Here is a 19785-nt window from a genome sequence, read left to right as displayed (position 1 = left end):
GGAAACGAGTTGTGGACGGTTCACGAGTGAGAATGCAGGCATGAGTAGCGATTCACACGTGAGAAACGTGTGCGCCGATTGACTAAGGGTTCCTGGGTCAAGCTGATCTGCCCAGGGTAAGTCGGGACCTAAGGCGAGGCCGACAGGCGTAGTCGATGGATAACCGGTTGATATTCCGGTACCCGCTGTGAAGCGTCAAACATTGAATCCAGTGATGCTAAGCCCGTGAAGCCGTTCCGGACCCTTCGGGGAATGGAAAGTGGTGGAGCCGGTGACCCGAGCTGGTAGTAGGTGAGTGATGGGGTGACGCAGGAAGGTAGTCCATCCCGGGCGGTGGTTGTCCCGGGGTAAGGGTGTAGGCCGTGCGATAGGTAAATCCGTCGTGCATGTGGCTGAGACCTGATGCCGAGCCGATTGTGGTGAAGTGGATGATCCTATGCTGTCGAGAAAAGCCTCTAGCGAGTTTCATGGCGGCCCGTACCCTAAACCGACTCAGGTGGTCAGGTAGAGAATACCGAGGCGTTCGGGTGAACTATGGTTAAGGAACTCGGCAAAATGCCCCCGTAACTTCGGGAGAAGGGGGGCCATGTCTGGTGATGAGTCTTGCACTCTGAGCTGGGTGTGGCCGCAGAGACCAGCGAGAAGCGACTGTTTACTAAAAACACAGGTCCGTGCGAAGCCGTAAGGCGATGTATACGGACTGACGCCTGCCCGGTGCTGGAACGTTAAGGGGACCGGTTAGTCACATTTCGGTGTGGCGAAGCTGAGAACTTAAGCGCCAGTAAACGGCGGTGGTAACTATAACCATCCTAAGGTAGCGAAATTCCTTGTCGGGTAAGTTCCGACCTGCACGAATGGCGTAACGACTTCTCGACTGTCTCAACCATAGGCCCGGTGAAATTGCATTACGAGTAAAGATGCTCGTTTCGCGCAGCAGGACGGAAAGACCCCGGGACCTTTACTACAGTTTGATATTGGTGTTCGGTTCGGCTTGTGTAGGATAGGTGGGAGACTGTGAAGCATGCACGCCAGTGTGTGTGGAGTCGTCGTTGAAATACCACTCTGGTCGTGCTGGATGTCTAACCTGGGTCCGTGATCCGGATCAGGGACAGTGTCTGATGGGTAGTTTAACTGGGGCGGTTGCCTCCTAAAGTGTAACGGAGGCGCCCAAAGGTTCCCTCAGCCTGGTTGGTAATCAGGTGTTGAGTGTAAGTGCACAAGGGAGCTTGACTGTGAGACCGACGGGTCGAGCAGGGACGAAAGTCGGGACTAGTGATCCGGCGGTGGCTTGTGGAAGCGCCGTCGCTCAACGGATAAAAGGTACCCCGGGGATAACAGGCTGATCTTCCCCAAGAGTCCATATCGACGGGATGGTTTGGCACCTCGATGTCGGCTCGTCGCATCCTGGGGCTGGAGTCGGTCCCAAGGGTTGGGCTGTTCGCCCATTAAAGCGGTACGCGAGCTGGGTTTAGAACGTCGTGAGACAGTTCGGTCCCTATCCGCTGTGCGCGTAGGAATATTGAGAAGGGCTGTCCCTAGTACGAGAGGACCGGGACGGACGAACCTCTGGTGTGCCAGTTGTTCTGCCAAGGGCATGGCTGGTTGGCTACGTTCGGGAGGGATAACCGCTGAAAGCATCTAAGCGGGAAGCCTGCTTCGAGATGAGTGTTCCCACCTCCTTGAGAGGGTAAGGCTCCCAGTAGACGACTGGGTTGATAGGCCGGATATGGAAGCCCTGTAAGGGGTGGAGTTGACCGGTACTAATAGGCCGAGGGCTTGTCCTCAGTTGCTCGCGTCCACTGTGTTGGTTCTGAAACCACGAACACCAACCGCACACTCATCTTCTGGTGGGTTGTGGTTGCTGGTGTGTTTCGTAGTGTTTCGGTGGTCATAGCGTGAGGGAAACGCCCGGTTACATTCCGAACCCGGAAGCTAAGCCTTACAGCGCCGATGGTACTGCAGGGGGGACCCTGTGGGAGAGTAGGTCGCCGCCGAACTATTATTCAGAGTGGTGGTCCCCGGATTTCGGTCCGGGGACCACCACTTTTTTGTTGCCCGGGTGGTGGGTGGATACGGCTCTCCGTATCCACCCACCACCCGGGCTTTGCTGCGTTTCAGGGCAGTCATGGAGCCTTTTCGGCTTGCCTCTCCAGGGTGAGGAAAGCGGCGTCGGCCTCTGCCATGCGGCTCGCGGCGTCGGGTCTTGCGGTGAATCCACCGGGACATCAGACGGTGACCTGTCAGCAACCGCGCGAAGGCAGGGCGAAGGGGAGAAGAGGGGCGCTGGTGCGGATGGTGACTCATTTGGCCGGCGCGCATGAGGAGAGGGAACCAAGACGGCTCCTGGGCCTGCGGGTTGCCACGTCGGGTATGTCCCCCAAGGACCGGGAGCCTCGTCCGTTGCCGAGCACCGAGGCCACCAACCGACCGGTGGTCGTGCTGAGGAACGCTCACTCCGTGGGCTTCGAGAGGAGCGACTGGCCCGGCCAGCGGCTCCGGGCCTGTTCCTGGGAGCGGAGCAGGACGAGGGGGTGAATGCCTTCGAGGGGAGCCGCCGTAAGAAGGCCGGGAAGCTCGGGGAAGGGAGCGACCGCGGCCAGGTCCTCGAGGACCAGGAGAGCTGGTGGGTCGAGCCGGCCGGCGGGTGACCGTGCGGCCACGCGGCGGCCGTGCTCGACCACGTATGAGGCGAACGCGGTGACCAGAGGTACCGCACCCGGATGGGACTTGGGGTCCTCCACGGACTCCCCCACCACGTAGAGGCTGCCCCTTTCGGCGACGAATGACTCCACGGCCGCCGCATCGGCTCGGTTCGCCCCGCACGCGTTGCGGATGTGGACGGAGCTGAGCGAGCCGAGAGCCTTGGCGGTGAGCTGGAGTGCCTGGTCGCGGCGTACGGGGTGGGCGGTGAGGGCGCTCTCCAGCTCGCCGGCGCTGCCGGCCGCCGCGCGGGGGTGCGTACGGAGGACCGTGACCGCCTCCTGGAGCTGACCGCCCTGGGCCCAGCGGTGGAGGTGCTTGACGCCTTTGTCCGCGGTCTCCGCGGCGTGCAGGAAGCAGCGGAGCAGCGTCTGGGCGGTGTCGGCGACGGCAGAGTCCAAGGTGGAGAGCGGTCTGACCGGTGCGAGGAGGGCGACGGCCCTGGACGCGGCCGTGGGCATCTCGTGGCAACCGCTGGTCGGGGACCAGCGGAGCCGGTTAGGGGCGTCGCAGCGGTGGGACGGGTCGTACAGGTGGACCGGGCCGAGCTTCGCGCGGGCGTCCTTGGTCTCGGCCCAGAGGGCCGGGTGGGAGGTGACGACCAGTGCGGCGCCCTCGGCCTCCTGGAGGGCTTGAGCCGCCAGGCGCAGGCGGGAGTCCGGGGCGCCCAGCAGGAGTTGCGGGGTGGCTCCCGGAGGACCGGAGCCGACGTCGTAAGCACTCGAACGAGTGATCAGGGGAGCGGCTTGTTCCGCTCGTGGAGAGGGGAACATCGTTTCGACGGGGGTGCTCGGAGGGGCAGCCGCGAAGGATCGCTGTACGGAGTCCTGCTGTTGCGGCTGGGGCTCGGTCTCGTGAGGGGAGGGACTGGAGGAGGACGGCCCTGGCCTGGCTGCGGCCGGGGGGTGTGGTGCGGAAGTCTGTGTGGAGGGTTTGGGCGTGTGTTTCCGGAGGGTCGGTTCGGCGGTGGTCGCTGTGCCGACGGGAGAGGGACCCGAGGAGAAGCCGGCGTGGGCCGCGTGTCGGTTGCTGCGGGCGGCTTTGCGGCGGGCGAGGGAGAAGGCGACGGCCAGTGCCAGGGTGAGGGCCAGGAGGAGCTGGCCGATGGCCAGGCCCCAGAACAGGCCCCAGCCGGAGAGTTGCGCGGGCGGGGTCGCGGGCCAGGCGGCAGGCAGGTCCTGCGGTGCGGTGAGCAGGGAGCGCAGGGCCGCCGGTGTGCGGGTGAAGTCCACGCCGTCCGGCCACGCGCCGTGGCTGAAGAGGCCGGCGAGTCCCGTCGCTGTCCACACCAGGCAGGCCGAGGCGAGGAGAAGGGCCAGGACGCCGATCAGCAGGCCGTCGGGGACACCGCGCTGGGCGGGGGCTCCATCGGCCGCGGGGCCGTGTTCACGGGGAGCGCCGGCCATGTCAGGCCACCGTGGACGTCGACTCGGGGTGCCCGGCGTCCGGGTAGTGGGCGCGCACCTGCTGCTCCATCTGGGCCGCTCGCTCCTCCGCCTCCTGTTCCGCGGCGAGGAGGTCCGCGTTGAATCCCAGGTCGTCCGGGTCGAAGGACGACTCGGTCATGGCCCGGTCGGTGAAGACCAGGGGGCGTTCCGTCTCCGTGATCAGGTGCTTGACGACCTGCACGTTCCCGTTGACGTCCCATACCGCGATGCCTGGCGTCAGCGTCGGGATGATCTCCACGGCCCAGCGTGGCAGGCCCAGGACGCGGCCGGTGGCACGGGCCTCGTCGGCCTTCTGAGCGTAGATGGTGCGGGTGGAGGCCATTTTGAGGATGGCGGCCGCCTCCTTGGCCGCCGCGCCGTCCACCACGTCGGAGAGGTGGTGGACCACGGCCACGAAGGAGAGGCCGAGGCGTCGGCCGAACTTCAGCAGTCGCTGGAAGAGCTGGGCCACGAAGGGCGAGTTGATGATGTGCCAGGCCTCTTCAACAAGGAAGATGCGCTTCTTGCGGTCGGGACGGATCCAGGTGTGCTCCAGCCACACCCCGACGATCGCCATGAGGATCGGCATGGCGATGGAGTTCCGGTCGATGTGGGAGAGGTCGAAGACGATGAGGGGGGCGTCGAGGTCGATGCCGACCGTCGTCGGACCGTCGAACATGCCCCGCAGGTCGCCGTCGACGAGCCGGTCGAGGACGAGCGCCACGTCCAGGCCCCAGGCGCGGACGTCGTCGATGGCGACGTTCATCGCCTCGGCCGACTCCGGCTTCGGGTGACGCAGTTGCTCGACGATGTCGGTGAGGACCGGCTGGCGGTCGGTGACCGAGTTGGTGACGTAGGCGTGGGCGACCTTGAGGGCGAAGCCCGAGCGTTCGTCGAGGCCGTGGCCCATGGCGACCTCGATGATGGTGCGCAGCAATGCCAACTGGCCGGTGGTGGTGATCGAGGGGTCCAGCGGATTGAGGCGGATGCCCATGTCGAGGGCGGCCGTCGGATCGAGGCGGATGGGAGTTATGCCGAGCTGCTCGGCGATCAGGTTCCACTCGCCGACCCCGTCCTCGCCCTGGGCGTCGAGGACGACGACCTGGCGGTCGCGGAAGCGCAGCTGGCGCAGGACGTATGTCTTCTCCAGAGCCGACTTGCCGTTGCCGGACTCGCCGAGGACCAGCCAGTGGGGGGCCGGCAGCTGTTGGCCGTAGAGCTGGAACGGGTCGTAGATGTAGCCCTTGCCGCTGTACACCTCCCGGCCGATGATCACACCCGAGTCGCCGAGGCCGGGTGCGGCAGTCGGCAGGTACACGGCCTGCGCCTGTCCGGTGGAGGTTCGGACGGGCAGCCGGGTCGTCTCCACCTTGCCGAAGAGGAACGAGGTGAACGTCTCCGTCAGGGCGGTCAGCGGATCGCGCATGGCAGGCCCTCCTTCAGCGGGTCGTGGCGTACGGCGTCAGCGGCGGATGCCGGTGGCGAAGGGCAGGGTGTTGACGAAGGCGCGGTGATGCTCGCGGTCGCACCACTCCAGCTTCAGGTACGACTTTCCGGCCGAGGCGCGGATGGTGCGCTTGTCGCGGGCGAGGGCTTCGGGGCTGCGGGAGGAGACCGTGATGTAGCCGACGAGGTTCACCCCGGCCGCGCCGCTGGCCAGGTCATCGCCGCGTTGGTCGAGGCGCGAGTTAGCGGCGGCGTCGCGCGGGTCGACGGTGCGGTTCATCTTCGCGGCGCGGGAGGCGTCCGCCTCGTCGTTGGTCTTCTCGGTGAGCATGCGCTCGATGGCGACCTCGGTCGGTTCGAGGTCCATGGTGACCGCGACGGTGCGGATCACGTCCGGTGTGTGGACGAGCAGAGGGGCGAGGAAGTTGACGCCCACCGGGGTCATCGGCCATTCCTTCACCCACGCGGTGGCGTGGCACCAGGGGGCGCGGGTGGTGGACTCGCGGGTCTTCGCCTTGAGGAAGGTCGGCTCGACGGCGTCGAGTTCGGCGGGCCAGGCGTTGCGCTGGGACATGGCCTGGATGTGGTCGATGGGGTGGTCGGGGTCGTACATGGAGTGGATCAGCGAGGAGAGGCGGCTCTGGCCGAGGGGCTGGCGGACGCGGATGTCCGCCTCCTGGAGACGCGAGCAGATGTCCGTGAGCTCGCGGGCCATGACCACGGCGAGTCCGGCGTCGCGGTCCAGGCGGCGGCCGCCGCCCTGGCGACGGGAGGCGCGGGCCATGGCGTTGGCCTCGGAGGCCAGTTCGCGGGAGTGGTGCATGCAGGCGACGAGGTAGGCGCGGTGCTGCTCGCTGGAGGTGGAGACCATCGACTGGAGCTGGTCGTACGAGCTGCGCAACCAGCCGGGGGAGCGGGAGTCGCCGCGCTGGGCGACGTCCTTGGCATGGGCGTCCGGGTCGGCGGGGAGGGTGCGGGCCAGCATCTGGATGCGGGTGACGAAGCCGTCGCCGTTGGCGACGTGCTTCAGCAGGGTGCCGAAGCGGTCGACGAGGGCTTCCTGGTCCTCGGAGTCGCGCAGGCCGACGCCCGGGCCCTCGATCTCGATGGCGGCGGTGACGGTCCGACGGTCGGCGTGGAGCAGGACGGCGATCTCGTCCGGGCCGAAGGGCGCGGCGAGCCAGTTGATGCGGCCGATGCCGGGTGGCGGGCCGACGGCGACCTCGCGGCCGTCGAGGCGGACACCGGCTTCGGCGGCGGAGGAGCGGTAGGCGGTGCCGCGGCGCAGCATCCGCTTGTAGCTGCGGTTGATCTCGAACCACCTGTAGAACGTACGGCCCTTGTAGGGGACGTAGACAGCGGCCAGCGCGATCATCGGCAGGCCGGCGAGAAGGGCGATGCGTACGGAGAGGGTCGGTACCAGCAGTCCGCACATCATGCCGAGGAACGCCCCGAAGACGATGAGGACGATCTCGCCGGTCTCACGGTTCTTGCCGATGACGGCGTTGGGGCGGGCGCGGCCGATGAGATAGGTCCGGCGGGGAGTGATCGAGTGGGACGACGTCGTCAACGCCCGTCACCTCCGGAGCGGGGGGAGCCGGTGGAACCACCTCGGGAGCCGGCGTGCGGGCTGTTGACCGGGTTGCCCGAGCGAGGGGGCGGGGCGCTGGGGGAGCCGCCGCCCGAGCCGACTCGGGAGCCGTGGGCCGCGATACCGCCGCTCGCCTGGTTGGCGGGGCGAGGCTGAGAGGAGCCGCCGCCGTCGCCGCCGCTCTGGCGGCCGCTGTGCGCCTTGATGCCCTGCGAGACGAGGGCGGCGGGCGAGGAGAGGACGGCGGCGGCGCCGCGCTCGGCGCCCTGGGACATGCGGTTGTTGCGGGAGCTGGCGATCTCGTCGCCGAAGCCGGGGACGAACCGGTAGATCATGGCGCTGGCGAAGATGGCGAGGAGGATGATGGCGAGACCGGAGACGACCGCGGAGAAGGCGTTCGGCCCGTCCTCGGCGGAGAGCGCGCCGGCGAGGCCGAGCACGATCACGATCACGGGCTTCACCAGGATCACGGCGATCATGATTCCCGCCCAGCGGCGCACGTGCTTCCAGAGGTTCTTGTCGACCAGGCCGGCGTAGACGACGGTGCCGAGCAGGGCGCCCACGTAGAGCAGGGCGGCGCGGATCACCAGTTCGAGCCAGAGGACCCCGGCGGCGAGGATGGAGACGAGGGAGACGACGATCAGCATGATCGGACCGCCGCCGATGTCCTCGCCCTTCTTCAGGGCCTCGGAGAAGGTGCCGAAGAAGGCGTCGGTCTGGCCGCCGGTGGATTTGGCCAGCACCGTGGTGACGCTGTCCGTCGCGGAGACCACGGTGTAGAGGATCAGCGGCGTGAAGGCGGAGGCGAGCACGGTCAGCCAGAGGAAGCCGATCGCCTCGGAGAGGGCGGTCGTCAGGGGCACGCCGCGGACGGCGCGTTTGGCCACGGCGAGGAGCCACAACAGCAGGGTCAGGACCGTGGAGGCGGCGAAGACGACGGCGTACTGCTGGAGGAACTGGGGGTTGGTGAAGTCGATGTTGGCCGTGGAGTCGACGGCGGCGGAGAGCTTGTCGACGGTCCAGGCGGCAGCCTGGGCACAGCCCTTGGCCAGGGACGCCAGGGGGTCGAGGGTGGAGCTCAGGGGGTCGGAGGTGGTGCCGGAGCCGCCGCCTGAGGAGCCGCCTTCGCTTTCGCAGAATTCCCGGGCAGAGCCGACTACGAGGTCGCAGCGGCCGTCGTCAGGAGGGTCCGGGGCTGCGAACACGCGGGTTGCGGTGAGCAGGATCCCTGCGGGCACCGCCGTCGCAAGGGCGGAGAGCTTGACGGCCCGTGAACTAGCGCGCATAGGTGAAGCCCCCGAATTCCTCAACGGCCTTGGAGATGTCGTCTGCGGGGGAGACGCGGTTGTCACCGTTCACGGGGGCGGGGCCAGGTGCCTGCGAGAAGCCTTCCACCTTCCAGTCGTCCTCCATCCACCGGAGATTGAGGGTGAGGGTGAACCAATCGCTGGTGACCGGGTTGCGGGAATCCTCGCCCGCTGTTCCGTACACGCCTGTGCACCACACCTCCAGAGAGGCTCGGCCGGAGGAGTAGCCCCGGATCTTGGTGCCGACGGGCGTGGTCCTGGAGATGTAGGTGGAGCCGGGGGCTGCCTCGCCATTCTTGTCGAGCCCGAGGTCGCTCAGGAACTTGTTCGAGTACGCCTTGTCGAACTTCTCCCTGAGCTCGTCCCTCTTCTCGGGAACGAAGAGGCCGTCGATGATCTCGTTGCGGCGGTCCGGCTTGATGATCTCCGCCGAGACGAGCGCCACCGCGTAGTTCGCTGCTGCGCTCTCCGCGCCCTGTTTGGTGCGGGGGTGGCCGGTGGGGATGTCGGCGGTGGTGGTGTCGACGGGGTCCGTGCCGGTGGGGGCGGTTTCGGAGGCGGCGGGGCCTCGGGCGTCCGAGGGGCTGTCCTGGGAGCCGCCCTGGTTGGCGAAGGCGATGGCGGCGATGAGGAGGACGACCACGCCGACGACGGTGATGAGGCTCCTGGAGGGGCGCATGGAGCGGCGGGTGGTGTCGTAGGCGTCCTCGTCGCCGGGGAGGCGGGTGCGGGTCTGGCCCGCGCCGCCGTACCGCTCGTCGGTGTCGTAGCCCCGTTCGTCTCCCGGGTTCATGCCGCGTACGCCCCCTCGACGTCGACGCAGTGCCGCACCGGTCGGTGGGCTACGTACGACGGTAGTCCTGCTCGTGGCCGCGCGGGCGCGGTGTGGTGACTGGACATCAGGGAGACACGACCTCAGCCGGTGGGCGCGACGGGCGGTTGGTGGGGACGGGGGCGCGGGGCGGGACGGGCGGTCAGACGGCCATGCCGTACACGATCGTGAAGAGTGTGCCGAGGGAGCCGATGATGAAGACGCCGGTCAGACCGGCGATGATCAGGCCCTTGCCCTGTTCAGCGCTGAAGGTGTCGCGCAGTGCCGTCGCGCCGATGCGCTGCTTGGCCGCGCCCCAGATCGCGATGCCCAGGCAGAGCAGGATGGCGATGGCCATGACCACCTGGATCATGGTCTTCGCTTCGTTCCCCAGCTCGCCGAAGGGCCCCCAGTTGGGGGCGATCCCGCCGATGATGGTGGTGATGTCGCCCTTGTCGGCTGCCATAAGCATGTAACTCACCGCCCCTAGTGGGTTGTTCCTGGCCCCCTGCCGGTGTGCAGAGGTCACGCCCATTCTCGCCGAGGAGTGTGGTGTTGCGGCACCTCATTGGCGCCAATCCCTGGCCGAGTTTGCGCGGGAACCCGTCCGCGCGCCCCGCCGGTAACGAGGAGCGACGCCCGAGGACACGCAATGTCACTCTGTGTATCACGCCGTGTGACGCCGGGCAATGAAGATCGTTGCGGCAAGTGGTTGGAGTGGGGGGAGGGCTGACCTGCGGTGGGAGGTGTGGGGCCGAGAGGGGGGCAGAGGGCTCGGGGCGGTGGTCGGAGATGGGGCGGGGAGCGGGGAGTGAGGGGTTCCGGTCGGTTCTGGGAGAGCGGCCATCCCGGGTGAGGGGGTCTTGGGGTGAGGGACCGTCAGGGGTGTTCTTGGGCTGTCGTGAGGTCGCGTAATGGGGCGGGCATGGATGGGCAGGACGTGGAGGGACGCTTGTGAGGCGCAGGAGGGTGGCGTCCGGAGCGGAACTCGTCCCTCGTTCCTACCTATGTCGCTGTCGCCGTTCACGTAGCCGATGACGTCATGCCCTCGCCGTCCCCTCCTTGCCCCTGTCGCCGGTGCGCGGTCGGTGGGGAGAGTCCGAGTGCTGGGGGCGCGTGACCGCCGATGCCCACGGCGTGGACCGGTCGGCGGCGGTCGGCAGGGCAGGGGGGCGGGCGCTGGTCTCGGTGGACGCGCGGTGCGGCGGTGCCGGTCGGCCGTGTACTCCTGCGGTGTGAAGGTGCCGTCGCCCTCGGAGAAGCTGTGGACGCGCAGGGCGGGACGAGCACGCGGTGGCGGGGCGAGGGTGGTGCTCGGCGGTGCGTACGGGGCGCCTCCGCTGAAGTGGCCGTAGCGGGCGAGGAGTACGGGCCGGGAGGCGCCGGTGTCCAGGTAGGGGAACCGGCAGCTCCGTTGGCGCGGGGAGGAGTGGCGTGTCGGTGCTCAGCGTGCGGGCGGCTGGTCGGCGGCGGCGCCTTGCGCAGTTCCTGCAGGGCGGTCAGAGCCTCGCCGTACATGCGGAGGCTCTTCTCGCTGTGGGTGTCCATCGCGCTCCTGACCTCCTTGAAGGCGTGGACGATGGCGTCGTCTACGGCGTGCTGGTCGATGCCGTTCACGCGGCTCCCCCGTCCTGTCGCTCGGGTGGCCTTGTTCGCCTTGTCCGTCCAGCCGGTGTGCTGTCACGGGCTGGGCCGGTCGGCCGCGGCGTGATCGGTGCCGAGGCCACCGGGAACGGTGCGCCCACCTCGACCGGTGCGCGGCGGGCGCCGAGGCACGTTCGGGCTCAACGTGTTCACGGTGCTCAACCACGCTCAGCTTGCTCAACCACGCTCAGCTTGCTCAACCACGCTCAGCGTGCTCAGCCATGCCTACCGTGCTGACTCGGTTCCGAGCGCCTGGCGTGGCCCGGCGGCAGTGACGGCTGTGACGGTTGTGGCGGGTGGCGGACGCCCGCTGCCCGTCCCGTCCGGCCGGCGCCGTTGTCGGTCCGGTCCCCTACCCTTCCCCGCATGAGCAACGACAGCAGCAGCGCCCTTCTCGCGGAGAACGCCACCTGGCAGGCGCTTCAGGCCACCCCGCTCGACGAGGTCCGGCGGCGTGCCGCGCTGGTCGCCGCCGAGGTGGACGTGGAGCCGACCACCGTCGACGGCGCCGAGCGACTCGCCTGGAACGACGGCGGTGGCCAGTCCGCGGTCTGGTACTTCACCACCGACGGTCGCGCTCTCCTGCTGACCTTCGACCACGAGGGCTCCCTCAACCTCTACGCCGAGGACGACTACGCCCTCCAGGCTTCCCTCTACGAGGGCGTCCCCGACGACCTGGTCGCCCTGGTCCGCGACCGCCCGGAGAACTACGAGTCGCTCAACCTCACCGACCCGGAGTCCGGTGCCACGATCCATTACGCGGGCGGCGTCTTCTGGTTCGACGGCGAGAGCGGCCGCGGCGGCTGGCGCATCGCTGACGGCCTCGCGGCCTACTGCGAGCGGGAGAAGATCGAGCTGAACGGGGAGGCGGGCTTCAGCTACTGCCTGGCCCCGTACCACTTCGGCGAAAAGTTCCCGGAGCCGGGCGACAACTGAACCCCGGGCGGCCGAGCCTCAGTCGGCGGCGCCCATCCGCAGTCCCTCGGGCGTCCGGCACGGCAGGTGCCCGTGGACGCGGACCACGTCCTGCCCGGGCCCGCGCGTCGCGAAGGCCAGGATCCGGAGGCCGGCGAGTCGGCCGGCGGCCGCCCGTAGGCGCACGTACTCGATCTCCCGGTACGGGTACGCGTCGCGGCCCGCTTCGTCCAGCTAGGGGCACTGTCCGTCGAGGCTGAGCTTGTGGACGCCCTCCAGGGTGCTGGTGGTGCGCGGTTCGCTGTGGCCGAGCGCGCCCGGGGTGCGGGCGGCGGTCGTGATGACCTGCTCCGTGCTGTCCAGCTCGCAGCGGACCGGGCGCGCCTTCGGGTGGTCCTCGGGTGGTCCTCGGGTGAGCAGTCCCGCGAGGAGGCGGGCGGCTCGAACGCACCGTTCAGCAGCCGGCGTCGCAGTACGCCCCGGATGTCCGACGCGGCGCCCCGGCTGACCAGCACGGTCGGCAGGGAGCCTCCGGCGCCGACCTCACGTCAGTCGGTGACCTCGCCCGCGTAGACGCGCCGCAGGTCGGCCAGGGCCAGATCACGCACGGGCACCTCCTCGTGGGCGCGCAGTGTGCAGGCGGAGGCGGCGAGCCGCGTCCCTGCCAGCCCGCCGCGTCCGGCACCTCCGCCGCGTCCGGCACCTCCGCCGCCTCCGCCGGCGTCGGTGTCCCCGGTCTCCCGGCGCTCCGGGGCGGGCCCGTCCGAGAGCGCCACCAGCGCCGGGGTCCCGCTCTCCGCCGCCCCGCGCTCGGCCAGCTCCCGTAAGCCGGCGGTACTCCCGTAAGCCGACGATCCTCCCCGTGCGCCGGCACGGTGATCCGCGAGCCGGGGCACTGCTGCGCGTACGCCTCGGCCGACTCCTTCGCGACCGGCGCGAACGCCGTCGAGCCCGGCACCTCCAGCGTGCCCGTCGCACACTCCAACGGCGGGGGTGTCTGCCCGTCGGTGACGAGCAGCCCCGCCAGCAAAGTGATCCCGGCCAGGAACGCCATCGAGGCCAGACGGGCCGGCCGGCTGAACACCGAGGGCTTCTCGTCCGGGGTCAGCGACTCGTCGGGGTGCACGTCGCCGTCCTGGACGCCGCCGCTGACCGTCCCCTGGGAGCCGACGGTGCCGCCACTGAGCAGCACCAGCAGCTTGCAGTGCTCGCCCCGGTCCAGCGGTACGCGCGGGACGCGCAGGCTGGACCCGGGGTACTCCAGGCCGGGCCGGGGTGAAGTGGGACGTCGGTGCTCCGCTGCCGGGGCTGACGGCGACCGCGACGTTCTGCGCCTCGCGCCCGTCGAAGGTGGCGGTCACCCGTGCATCCCGCCCGAGGTGTCCCCGAGGTGTCCACGAGGTGTCCCCGAGGTGAAGTCGTCGGCGGTGGGACGGAGAGGGCCCCGCGTTCTCGGTCCGCAGCAGCACGATGCCGGCCCCCCCGTCCATGCCGTCCGCCTCGTCGAAGAGGCCGGGACGCGTGGTGGCGCCGCCGATGCCGTCTTCGTCCCAGACGGCGGTGTCGAGCTGCTCCCAGAGCCGGGGCTTCCGTCCCCCGGCGGACCGGCGGCGCCTGCCCCACCTGCATGTTCGTGCCGGATCGGGGCACACGGACGGAGCTGAGACGGAGGGTGCCGACCATGACCATGACCGACCCGTACACCTGCCCTTCCTGCTCCTGCGGGCAGTACACCCGCACGGCGGCCGTGGGGCCGCCCCAGCTGGAGGAGGAGCGTCCGGAGACGGCCCGGGAGCGGGTCAACCGGAAGTGGAACGAGGTCCTCCAGGAGACGCGGGTCGCGCAGACGGGCATTTCGATCCTCTTCGGCTTCCTGCTGAGCGTCGCCTTCACCTCGCTCTTCGGCGAACTGGCCGGACTCGACCGCGGTATCTACGTCGCCACCGTGGTCCTCGCCGCCCTGGCGACCGCCTCCCTCATCGCCCCCGTCTCCCTCCACCGGTTCCTCTCCGGCCTGCGGGTCAAGGACGAACTGGTCGACGCCGCCGCCCGCCTCATGGTCTGCGGCATGGTCCTGCTCGCCCTCACCATCTGCGGCACGCTGCTGTTGATACTGCGCACCGCCGTCCCGTCGCTGCTGGCCGAGGTGCTGGTGGGCGGCGTGATGGTCTGGTTCGGGCTGTGCTGGTACGTGCTGCCGTGGATGATCCGGCGCCGGGCGGGGCGGAGGCGGTAGGGGGCGCGGCTCACCGCAGAGCGTGCTCCCAGCGCAGGGGCGGGGCGCTCGCGCCGTCGAGCCAGTAGTGGTGCGCCGCCTCCGTCACCCCGCCCGGCCGTACGGCGTCGATGCCCGGACTCCCCGCGCCGCCAGGCGAGCAGGACCTCCTCGACCTGGTCCCAGAGCCGGACGGGCCCGCGCTGCCGCACAGCTCAGCCGGCTGAGGCCGGTGCGCCGGAAATGAACCCGGCGGAGGACTCGCGGACGGGGCGAACAAGTGCGTCCGCTGCTCGCCCTCTGCCGCACGGGCGTGGACGAGCTGCGCGTCCGGGACGGGCAGCTGGGCGAGTAGGGCCGGAGTCCACTCGTCCAGGACGGGGGCGGAACGCGTACCTCCCGCTCGCTGTCGGCGCAGGCCGCACGCGCGGCCAGGTCGCCGGTCACGGGTGGCTGGGCCTGGGCGTGGTCCTGCATGAACGAGACCGGCCTGACGATCCGTCCCACGGTGGTCCCGTCCGCGCCGACGGTGACCTTGGCGAGCCCGGCGCCGTGCGGCCACGAACCCAGCGTGGTGAGGATGACGCCGCCCGGCGGGGTCTGGCGGGGCCAGGCGTGGGGGACGCGGCGGACGGCACAGGCCGTGATCACCCGGTCGTACGGGGCACGCGGCTGGTGGCCGAGAGGTCGTCGCCGGTGACGGTCCAGGTCGGAGCGACGCCTCGGGCGTACCCCGCTGCTGCTCGCCTCGCTCGGCGGCCATGTCGCGGTGGCCCGGGCGCTGGTCGGTGTCGGGGCCGGTCCGGGCGCGCAGGACGACCGGGACGGCAGTGCCTGGCTGGTCACCGGCTTCACCGGGGTCACCGGCGGCGTCGAGATGATGCGGACGGTGCTGCCGCCCGAGCCGGATCAGACCCTGCGGAACCGGTTCGGCGGTACCGCGCTCATCCCGGCCGCCGAGCGCGGGCACGTGCCGTACGTCCGGGGCCGCGTTGCGGGAGGCGTCGATGGAGGTGGACCACGTCAACGGCCCCGGGGTGGAGCGCGCTCCTCAAGGCGGTGATCCTCGGCGACGGGGCCCGGACCACCCGGAGTGCGTCCGTCTGCTGCTCGCCCGGGGGCCACCCCGGGCCTCGCCGACCGGGACGGCGTCACCTCGCGCGAGCACGCCGAGCGGTGCGCCTTCGACCGGATGGCGCAGCTGCTGCGGAAGGCGGAAGGCGGACGGCGGACGGTTAACGGCCCAGGGCAGACGGCAGACGGCAGACGGCGGAAGGCGACGGGCGACGGGCGACGGGCGACGGGTGGGGCGCGGAGGCCCGGGCGGGCCTGCGGCGGTCAGTCCAGGACCGCTGTCGCCTCCACCTCGACCAGGTGCTCGGGCGCGTCCAGCGCGGCGACGCCGATGAGCGTGCCGGGCGCGGCCGGGGTTCCTCCCAGTCGCGCGGCGGCGCGGGCGACCCCGTCGAGGAACTGCGGCATCTTCTCGGGCGTCCAGTCGACGACGTACACGGTCAGTTTCGCGACGTCGGCGAAGGTGCCGCCGGCGGCGGTCAGAGCGGTGTGGACGTTGAGGTAGCAGCGTTCGACCTGGGCGGCGAGATCGCCCACGCCGACCGTGGTGCCGTCCGCGTCCCAGGCGACCTGCCCGGCGACGAAGACCAGCCGCGATCCGCTCGCCACGGCCACCTGCCGGTAGGCACCGACCTTCACAAGTCCCTCGGGGTCCACCAGGGTGATCGCCATGTCGCCGTCTCCTCGTCGTCGTACATCCGCGGGGTCGTGGAGGCCGCGAAGGCCGCGCCCCACGGTCACTTGTGGTTACTCGGGAACCATAGGAGAGTCCGTACTGACGAGGAAGAACGCACTTTTCGGTGACGGGGGAACCCCATGGTGACCAAGCAGCTCAGCGGCACACCCGAGGACGCGGATCTGAGCCGCGCCGACTCGCTGGCCCGCGAGATCTTCTCGGAGCTCGCCAACAAGTGGGCGCTGTTGATCATCGACGCGCTCGGCGACACCACCGTGCGCTTCAGCGAGGTCCGCGACCGGGTCGAGGGCATCAGCCACAAGATGCTCACCCAGAACCTGCGGATGCTGGAGCGGAACGGGCTGGTGGAGCGTCACGTGCACCCGACCGTCCCGCCCCGCGTCGACTACACCCTCACCGAACCGGGGCTGGCCCTGCGCGAGACGACCCACCTGATGTGCGCGTGGACGCAGCGGTATCTCGGGCACATCGAGGGGGCGCGGGGCCGGGTCGGGGAGTGAGGGGGCTCGGGCGGCGGTCAGCCGAGCAGGCCGAGCGCGTCCAGCGAGGTCCCCGAGGCCCACTGCTGCAACCGCCGGCCGTCGACCAGGTGGTCGCCGCCCGGCCGGGAGGCCCATTCGACCTCGACGGGGCTGTACGTGCCCATGCTGATCACGACCCGGATCACCCGGTCGTCGGCGGGGCCGCCCGGCTCGCGCAGGGTGGCCGGGCCGCCGGGCGGCTCCGCCACGCCCGGGCCGTCGTCGACCGGGCGGAACGACACCTCCAGGCGGCGGTCGCGGCGGTCGCGCGCGTACAGCCGGGGTCTGCCGTCGTCCGGCACGGGCAGGACGTGCCAGCCGTCGCGGCGCAGTATGCGTTCGGCGGCCACCGCGAGGCCGTGGTCGTCGAGGACGGCGAGTTCGGCCGGGGTGTAGCGGCCGCCTCGCCGGCGGACCACCGCGCGGCGCCAGGGCACCCCGACCAGGGTGGCGGCCGCGAGCAGCAGGGCCCCGAGGAGCAGGGCGCCGATGCCGTGCACCCGGTACAGCCAGGCCAGGCCCAGCATCGGGCCGGCGGTCACGAGGACCATCCCGGCGAAGCCGGGGAGCACGTCGCGCAGTTCGGGTCCCGCACGGCCCTGGGAGCGTAGTTCGGCGACGGTCTCGCGGCGTCGCGAGAGGCGCGAGGGGGACGTCTGCCGGTCGTGCTGCCGCTGCTCCGCCATAGCCGACTCCCCCCTCACCGGACGTGCGCCGTGGCCCGTGTGCCGTGGTCCGTGGACCGTGGGCGAACCGTTTCGCCCTTCGCCCACCCTCGCACGCGGCCACCGCCGCCGCCCGCGCCGGGGGTCCCGCCGGGGGCCCCGCCGGGCGTCCCCGACGGGCCCGGGCCTCCCGCGGGGTGTCTTCACGTCCCGTCCCCCGCGCGCCGCCCGGCGGTGTCCGGCACGCACTCCCACCGCGCCGGCCGGCGGCCCGGGCAGCTCCACCACGAGGACCCTTCTCCCGCACGCCGGGAGCACGCACCGGCCACCGCGGACACCGCCGCGCGGGATGTGGAGGCGGCCCTAGCTCCGCGCCTGGCCCCGCGTCACGGTCAGGAACACCCGCCAGGCGCGGTCCGAGACCCGCACCGTTCCCCGGTCCGGGTCCTTGCTGTCACGTATCGGAACCAGGCCGGGCAGGTCGTCGCGGACCTCGACGCAGTCTCCACCCTGCGTGTTGCTGTAGCTGCTCCTGCGCCACGGACCGGCGACGCCGTCGGGAGACGCGAGTGACACCGTAGGGGCCCTCCAACACGTTGCGGATCATGGCTGCGGACGCATGGGGTGAGAGCGCCTGGGCGTGAAGCTGATCGAATGCTAGCCCGTACCCCGCGGCCGCCTCCGGGTCGTCGACCAGCTCCCCGGAGTGCGAACTCTCCAGGTAGGCGACGTCCGGCCGGCGGTCGAAGCTGAGGACGGTGACCGAGCCGCCGAGCGCCGGGTGCACGCCGGCGGAGAACGGCAGCACCTGGAGCGACACCCGCTCCGTCTCCTGCATGTGGAGCAGATACGTCAACTGCTCCCGCATCACCTCCGGCGGCCCGATGGGTCTGCGCAGTACGGCCTCGTCGAGGATGGCCCAGAAGTACGGCGGCGACTCACCGGTGAGCAGCAGCCGCCGCTCCAGCCGGGCGCGTACCAGGCTCTCCAGAGCGCCGCCGACGCTGGGCCGGGCCGCGGTCAGCAGCGTGCGTACGTAACTCTCCGTCTGGAGAAGGCCCGGGACGGTGGCGGCCATGTACTTGCGCATCCGGGTGGCGCGCTGCTCGTACCGCATGAAGGCGCGGGACCAGTCGGGGTAGGGGGTGCGCTCGATGTGGGCCCAGAGCGCGAGGAGTTCGCCGTCGGCGTCGAGTGCCTGGTCGAGGAGTTGGCAGACCGTCTGACTGGGGGTCTCGCGGCCGAGTTCCATCTGGGCGAGGCGGCCCTGCGAGGTGGCGCCCTTAGCGGCCAGCTCCGTCTGGCTCCAGCCCTTCGCTCTCCGCAGCCGGCGGATGCGCGCGCCGAGCAGTGCCGCGAGCGAGGCGGTGGGGTCCACGGACTTCGGCGCTGGCATCTGCCCCCCGGTCTGGGTAATCAGGAACGCGATTGATTACCGGATTGTCCCTACTTTCGTCACGTCCTGGGCACAAGTTCCCTTGACCGGACGTCCGGTCGGCGGGGCCTGCCCGAGGCTCCGCGGCGCCACCGGCACGCCCCCGCCCGTGTCCCGACAGAGGCCAGACGCCGAGGAGAGTGCACGATGACGATGACGCCCTTCGCCCTCCAGTACGCCCGCCCGCAGGCCGGCGAGCCGGTGGCGCCTTACGCCTTCGACCAGTCCGAGCAGGTCAACCTGCTGGCCGACGGCGGGTACGCGGCCGAGGACACCGCGCTCCTCGCCCGGCTGGGCAGCACCGCCTCCACGGCCGGGAGCAAGACCCACTGGGACGACTGAGCGATGACGGTCCTCGTCCTGACCTGCGAGGAGGACGTCACGGCCGACGCGGTCGTGCTCCGGCTGCGCGGGCGCGGCGTGCCGGTCCTCCGTTGCGATCCGGCGGACTTCCCCGGCCGGATCGACCTCGCCGTCCGCGTCACGCCGGACGGCGAGGTCACCGGTCACCTGGCCACCCCGGCCGGGCGCGTCGCGCTGGAGGAGATCCGCTCGGTGTGGGTGCGGCGCCCGGGGACGCCGGGGGCCCACGTCGCCTCGGAGCAGCGTGCCTGGATCACCCTGGAGTGTGAACGCGCGCTCTGGGGCGCGCTGCGCGCCACCGGCGCACGCTGGATGAACGATCCGGACGCCCTGGAGCGCTCTCGTCACAAGCTCTGGCAACTGGCCACCGCCGCCCGCGCCGGGCTGCGCGTCCCGGACACCCTCGTCACCACCGACGCCGACGAGGCCGCCCGCTTCCAGAAGGCGTACGCGGACGCCGGGGGCGGGCTGGTCGTCAAGTCGGTGACCGGCCGTCACCCGCGGAATCCGCCGCTCACCCTGCCCACCGCGGCCGTCCCGCCCGACGCCGACTTCACGGGCGTCGCGGCCTGCGCCACCTGCCTCCAGCAGCGCGTTCCCAAGCGCACGGACCTGCGGCTGACCGTCGTGGGCGACCGCTGCTTCCCGGCCTACGTCACCCCGCGCACCGACACCCTCGACTGGCGTTTCCTGCCGCCGGACGCCTGCGAATGGGTGGCGGGCGAGGTGTCCGGGTCGCTGCGCGCGGCCGTCCGCAGATACCTGGACATGGCCCAACTCACCTACGCGGCAATTGACTTCGCGATCGATCCGGAGGGGGTTCCGTGGTTCCTGGAAGCGAACGCGGGCGGCCAGTTCCTCTTCGCCGAGATCGAGACGGGTATGCCCATGGCGGAGGCGATAGCCGCCTGGCTGGCCGCGCGACGGGAGTGAGTGATGGCGGGACGACTGCCCGGGGACCGCGAGTACCCTGC

At 70.4% G+C, this 19785-nt stretch carries 17 protein-coding genes, 2 rRNA genes and 1 pseudogene (1 of these 20 cut by a window edge); 8 read left to right on the top strand and 12 right to left on the bottom strand.

The window, feature by feature from the left end; genetic code table 11:
- Both Sdia_RS03970 and rrf read left to right on the top strand, forming a co-directional pair.
- A 23S ribosomal RNA gene (locus tag Sdia_RS03970) occupies positions 1-1784 on the top strand; it begins 1338 nt to the left of the window's first position.
- A 96-nt stretch (positions 1785-1880) separates the two neighbouring features.
- A 5S ribosomal RNA gene (gene rrf / locus Sdia_RS03965) occupies positions 1881-1997 on the top strand.
- 453 nt (positions 1998-2450) lie between these two features.
- Here the strand turns inward: rrf and Sdia_RS03960 are convergent.
- The 6 genes from Sdia_RS03960 to Sdia_RS03935 all read right to left on the bottom strand — a co-directional run bounded on the left by Sdia_RS03960 (position 2451) and on the right by Sdia_RS03935 (position 9754).
- Positions 2451-4106: a type VI secretion protein gene (locus tag Sdia_RS03960; RefSeq protein WP_189401357.1), complete on the bottom strand. Its 1656-nt coding sequence runs from the start codon at positions 4104-4106 to the stop codon at positions 2451-2453.
- Between the two features lies 1 nt (position 4107).
- Entirely contained in the window at positions 4108-5553 is a 1446-nt protein-coding gene (locus Sdia_RS03955; RefSeq protein ID WP_100458336.1) for an ATP-binding protein, read from the bottom strand.
- Between the two features lie 36 nt (positions 5554-5589).
- Positions 5590-7143, bottom strand: coding sequence for an SCO6880 family protein (locus Sdia_RS03950; RefSeq protein ID WP_100458337.1), 1554 nt, complete (start codon positions 7141-7143; stop codon positions 5590-5592).
- Positions 7140-8450, bottom strand: a complete 1311-nt coding sequence (locus Sdia_RS03945) for a hypothetical protein (RefSeq protein WP_115067657.1) — start codon at positions 8448-8450, stop codon at positions 7140-7142. Before Sdia_RS03945 ends, Sdia_RS03950 begins: the two co-directional genes overlap by 4 nt.
- Positions 8440-9264: a DUF8175 domain-containg protein gene (locus Sdia_RS03940; protein WP_115067658.1), complete on the bottom strand. Its 825-nt coding sequence runs from the start codon at positions 9262-9264 to the stop codon at positions 8440-8442. The genes Sdia_RS03945 and Sdia_RS03940 overlap by 11 nt, the downstream gene beginning before the upstream one ends.
- Positions 9265-9445: 181 nt before the next feature.
- Positions 9446-9754, bottom strand: a complete 309-nt coding sequence (locus tag Sdia_RS03935; RefSeq protein WP_003949576.1) for a DUF8827 family protein — start codon at positions 9752-9754, stop codon at positions 9446-9448.
- 1538 nt (positions 9755-11292) lie between these two features.
- On the opposite strand from Sdia_RS03935, the gene Sdia_RS03930 reads away from it, so the two are divergent.
- Positions 11293-11862 carry a hypothetical protein gene (locus Sdia_RS03930; RefSeq protein ID WP_100458341.1) on the top strand — a complete coding sequence of 190 codons (570 nt, stop codon included), beginning with the start codon at positions 11293-11295 and terminating at the stop codon, positions 11860-11862.
- Positions 11863-12389: 527 nt separating this feature from the next.
- Here Sdia_RS03930 and Sdia_RS29905 read toward each other — a convergent pair.
- On the bottom strand, positions 12390-12617 hold the full coding sequence (locus Sdia_RS29905) for a hypothetical protein (RefSeq protein WP_229831596.1): 228 nt from the start codon (positions 12615-12617) through the stop codon (positions 12390-12392).
- Positions 12618-13522: 905 nt separating this feature from the next.
- On the opposite strand from Sdia_RS29905, the gene Sdia_RS03920 reads away from it, so the two are divergent.
- Positions 13523-14077 (top strand): DUF6328 family protein, encoded by a 555-nt coding sequence (locus tag Sdia_RS03920; protein WP_100458342.1) that lies wholly within the window; start codon positions 13523-13525, stop codon positions 14075-14077.
- An 84-nt stretch (positions 14078-14161) separates the two neighbouring features.
- Here the strand turns inward: Sdia_RS03920 and Sdia_RS03915 are convergent, their stop codons facing one another.
- Positions 14162-14707, bottom strand: a complete 546-nt coding sequence (locus Sdia_RS03915) for a methyltransferase domain-containing protein (RefSeq protein ID WP_229831595.1) — start codon at positions 14705-14707, stop codon at positions 14162-14164.
- Positions 14708-14780: 73 nt separating this feature from the next.
- On the opposite strand from Sdia_RS03915, the pseudogene Sdia_RS29900 reads away from it, so the two are divergent.
- A pseudogene (locus Sdia_RS29900) lies at positions 14781-15275 on the top strand (ankyrin repeat domain-containing protein); the annotation flags it as partial.
- Between the two features lie 119 nt (positions 15276-15394).
- Here the strand turns inward: Sdia_RS29900 and Sdia_RS03910 are convergent.
- Positions 15395-15802, bottom strand: coding sequence for a RidA family protein (locus tag Sdia_RS03910; RefSeq protein WP_100458343.1), 408 nt, complete (start codon positions 15800-15802; stop codon positions 15395-15397).
- Positions 15803-15946: 144 nt separating this feature from the next.
- On the opposite strand from Sdia_RS03910, the gene Sdia_RS03905 reads away from it, so the two are divergent.
- Positions 15947-16327, top strand: a complete 381-nt coding sequence (locus Sdia_RS03905) for a winged helix-turn-helix transcriptional regulator (protein WP_115067665.1) — start codon at positions 15947-15949, stop codon at positions 16325-16327.
- Between the two features lie 17 nt (positions 16328-16344).
- Here the strand turns inward: Sdia_RS03905 and Sdia_RS03900 are convergent, their stop codons facing one another.
- The 3 genes from Sdia_RS03900 to Sdia_RS03895 form a co-directional block, all read right to left on the bottom strand.
- Positions 16345-17034 (bottom strand): hypothetical protein, encoded by a 690-nt coding sequence (locus Sdia_RS03900; protein ID WP_100458345.1) that lies wholly within the window; start codon positions 17032-17034, stop codon positions 16345-16347.
- A 342-nt stretch (positions 17035-17376) separates the two neighbouring features.
- Positions 17377-17493 (bottom strand): DUF397 domain-containing protein, encoded by a 117-nt coding sequence (locus tag Sdia_RS29895; RefSeq protein ID WP_229831597.1) that lies wholly within the window; start codon positions 17491-17493, stop codon positions 17377-17379.
- Positions 17468-18409 carry a helix-turn-helix domain-containing protein gene (locus Sdia_RS03895; protein WP_100458347.1) on the bottom strand — a complete coding sequence of 314 codons (942 nt, stop codon included), beginning with the start codon at positions 18407-18409 and terminating at the stop codon, positions 17468-17470. The genes Sdia_RS29895 and Sdia_RS03895 overlap by 26 nt, the downstream gene beginning before the upstream one ends.
- A 186-nt stretch (positions 18410-18595) precedes the next feature.
- Between Sdia_RS03895 and Sdia_RS03890 the strand changes: the two genes are divergently transcribed.
- Together Sdia_RS03890 and Sdia_RS03885 are read left to right on the top strand one after the other, a co-directional pair.
- Positions 18596-18790, top strand: coding sequence for a hypothetical protein (locus tag Sdia_RS03890; RefSeq protein ID WP_100458348.1), 195 nt, complete (start codon positions 18596-18598; stop codon positions 18788-18790).
- 3 nt (positions 18791-18793) lie between these two features.
- Positions 18794-19744 (top strand): MvdC/MvdD family ATP grasp protein, encoded by a 951-nt coding sequence (locus Sdia_RS03885; RefSeq protein WP_124287477.1) that lies wholly within the window; start codon positions 18794-18796, stop codon positions 19742-19744.
- Positions 19745-19785 lie beyond the last annotated feature (41 nt).

The sequence above is a fragment of the Streptomyces diastaticus subsp. diastaticus genome (genome assembly GCF_011170125.1).
GTDB lineage: Bacteria > Actinomycetota > Actinomycetes > Streptomycetales > Streptomycetaceae > Streptomyces > Streptomyces diastaticus.
The sequence above is the reverse complement of the archived record's forward strand: the minus strand, read 5'-3'. Positions and strand labels throughout refer to the sequence as shown.

Coding starts and splice junctions, on each gene's coding strand:
- Sdia_RS03960 (WP_189401357.1), bottom strand. CDS start 4,106: ATGGCCGGCGCTCCCCGTGAACACGGCCCCGCGGCCGATGGAGCCCCC.
- Sdia_RS03955 (WP_100458336.1), bottom strand. CDS start 5,553: ATGCGCGATCCGCTGACCGCCCTGACGGAGACGTTCACCTCGTTCCTC.
- Sdia_RS03945 (WP_115067657.1), bottom strand. CDS start 8,450: ATGCGCGCTAGTTCACGGGCCGTCAAGCTCTCCGCCCTTGCGACGGCG.
- Sdia_RS03940 (WP_115067658.1), bottom strand. CDS start 9,264: ATGAACCCGGGAGACGAACGGGGCTACGACACCGACGAGCGGTACGGC.
- Sdia_RS03935 (WP_003949576.1), bottom strand. CDS start 9,754: ATGCTTATGGCAGCCGACAAGGGCGACATCACCACCATCATCGGCGGG.
- Sdia_RS03930 (WP_100458341.1), top strand. CDS start 11,293: ATGAGCAACGACAGCAGCAGCGCCCTTCTCGCGGAGAACGCCACCTGG.
- Sdia_RS03920 (WP_100458342.1), top strand. CDS start 13,523: ATGACCATGACCGACCCGTACACCTGCCCTTCCTGCTCCTGCGGGCAG.
- Sdia_RS03910 (WP_100458343.1), bottom strand. CDS start 15,802: ATGGCGATCACCCTGGTGGACCCCGAGGGACTTGTGAAGGTCGGTGCC.
- Sdia_RS03905 (WP_115067665.1), top strand. CDS start 15,947: ATGGTGACCAAGCAGCTCAGCGGCACACCCGAGGACGCGGATCTGAGC.
- Sdia_RS03900 (WP_100458345.1), bottom strand. CDS start 17,034: ATGGCGGAGCAGCGGCAGCACGACCGGCAGACGTCCCCCTCGCGCCTC.
- Sdia_RS03895 (WP_100458347.1), bottom strand. CDS start 18,409: ATGCCAGCGCCGAAGTCCGTGGACCCCACCGCCTCGCTCGCGGCACTG.
- Sdia_RS03890 (WP_100458348.1), top strand. CDS start 18,596: ATGACGATGACGCCCTTCGCCCTCCAGTACGCCCGCCCGCAGGCCGGC.
- Sdia_RS03885 (WP_124287477.1), top strand. CDS start 18,794: ATGACGGTCCTCGTCCTGACCTGCGAGGAGGACGTCACGGCCGACGCG.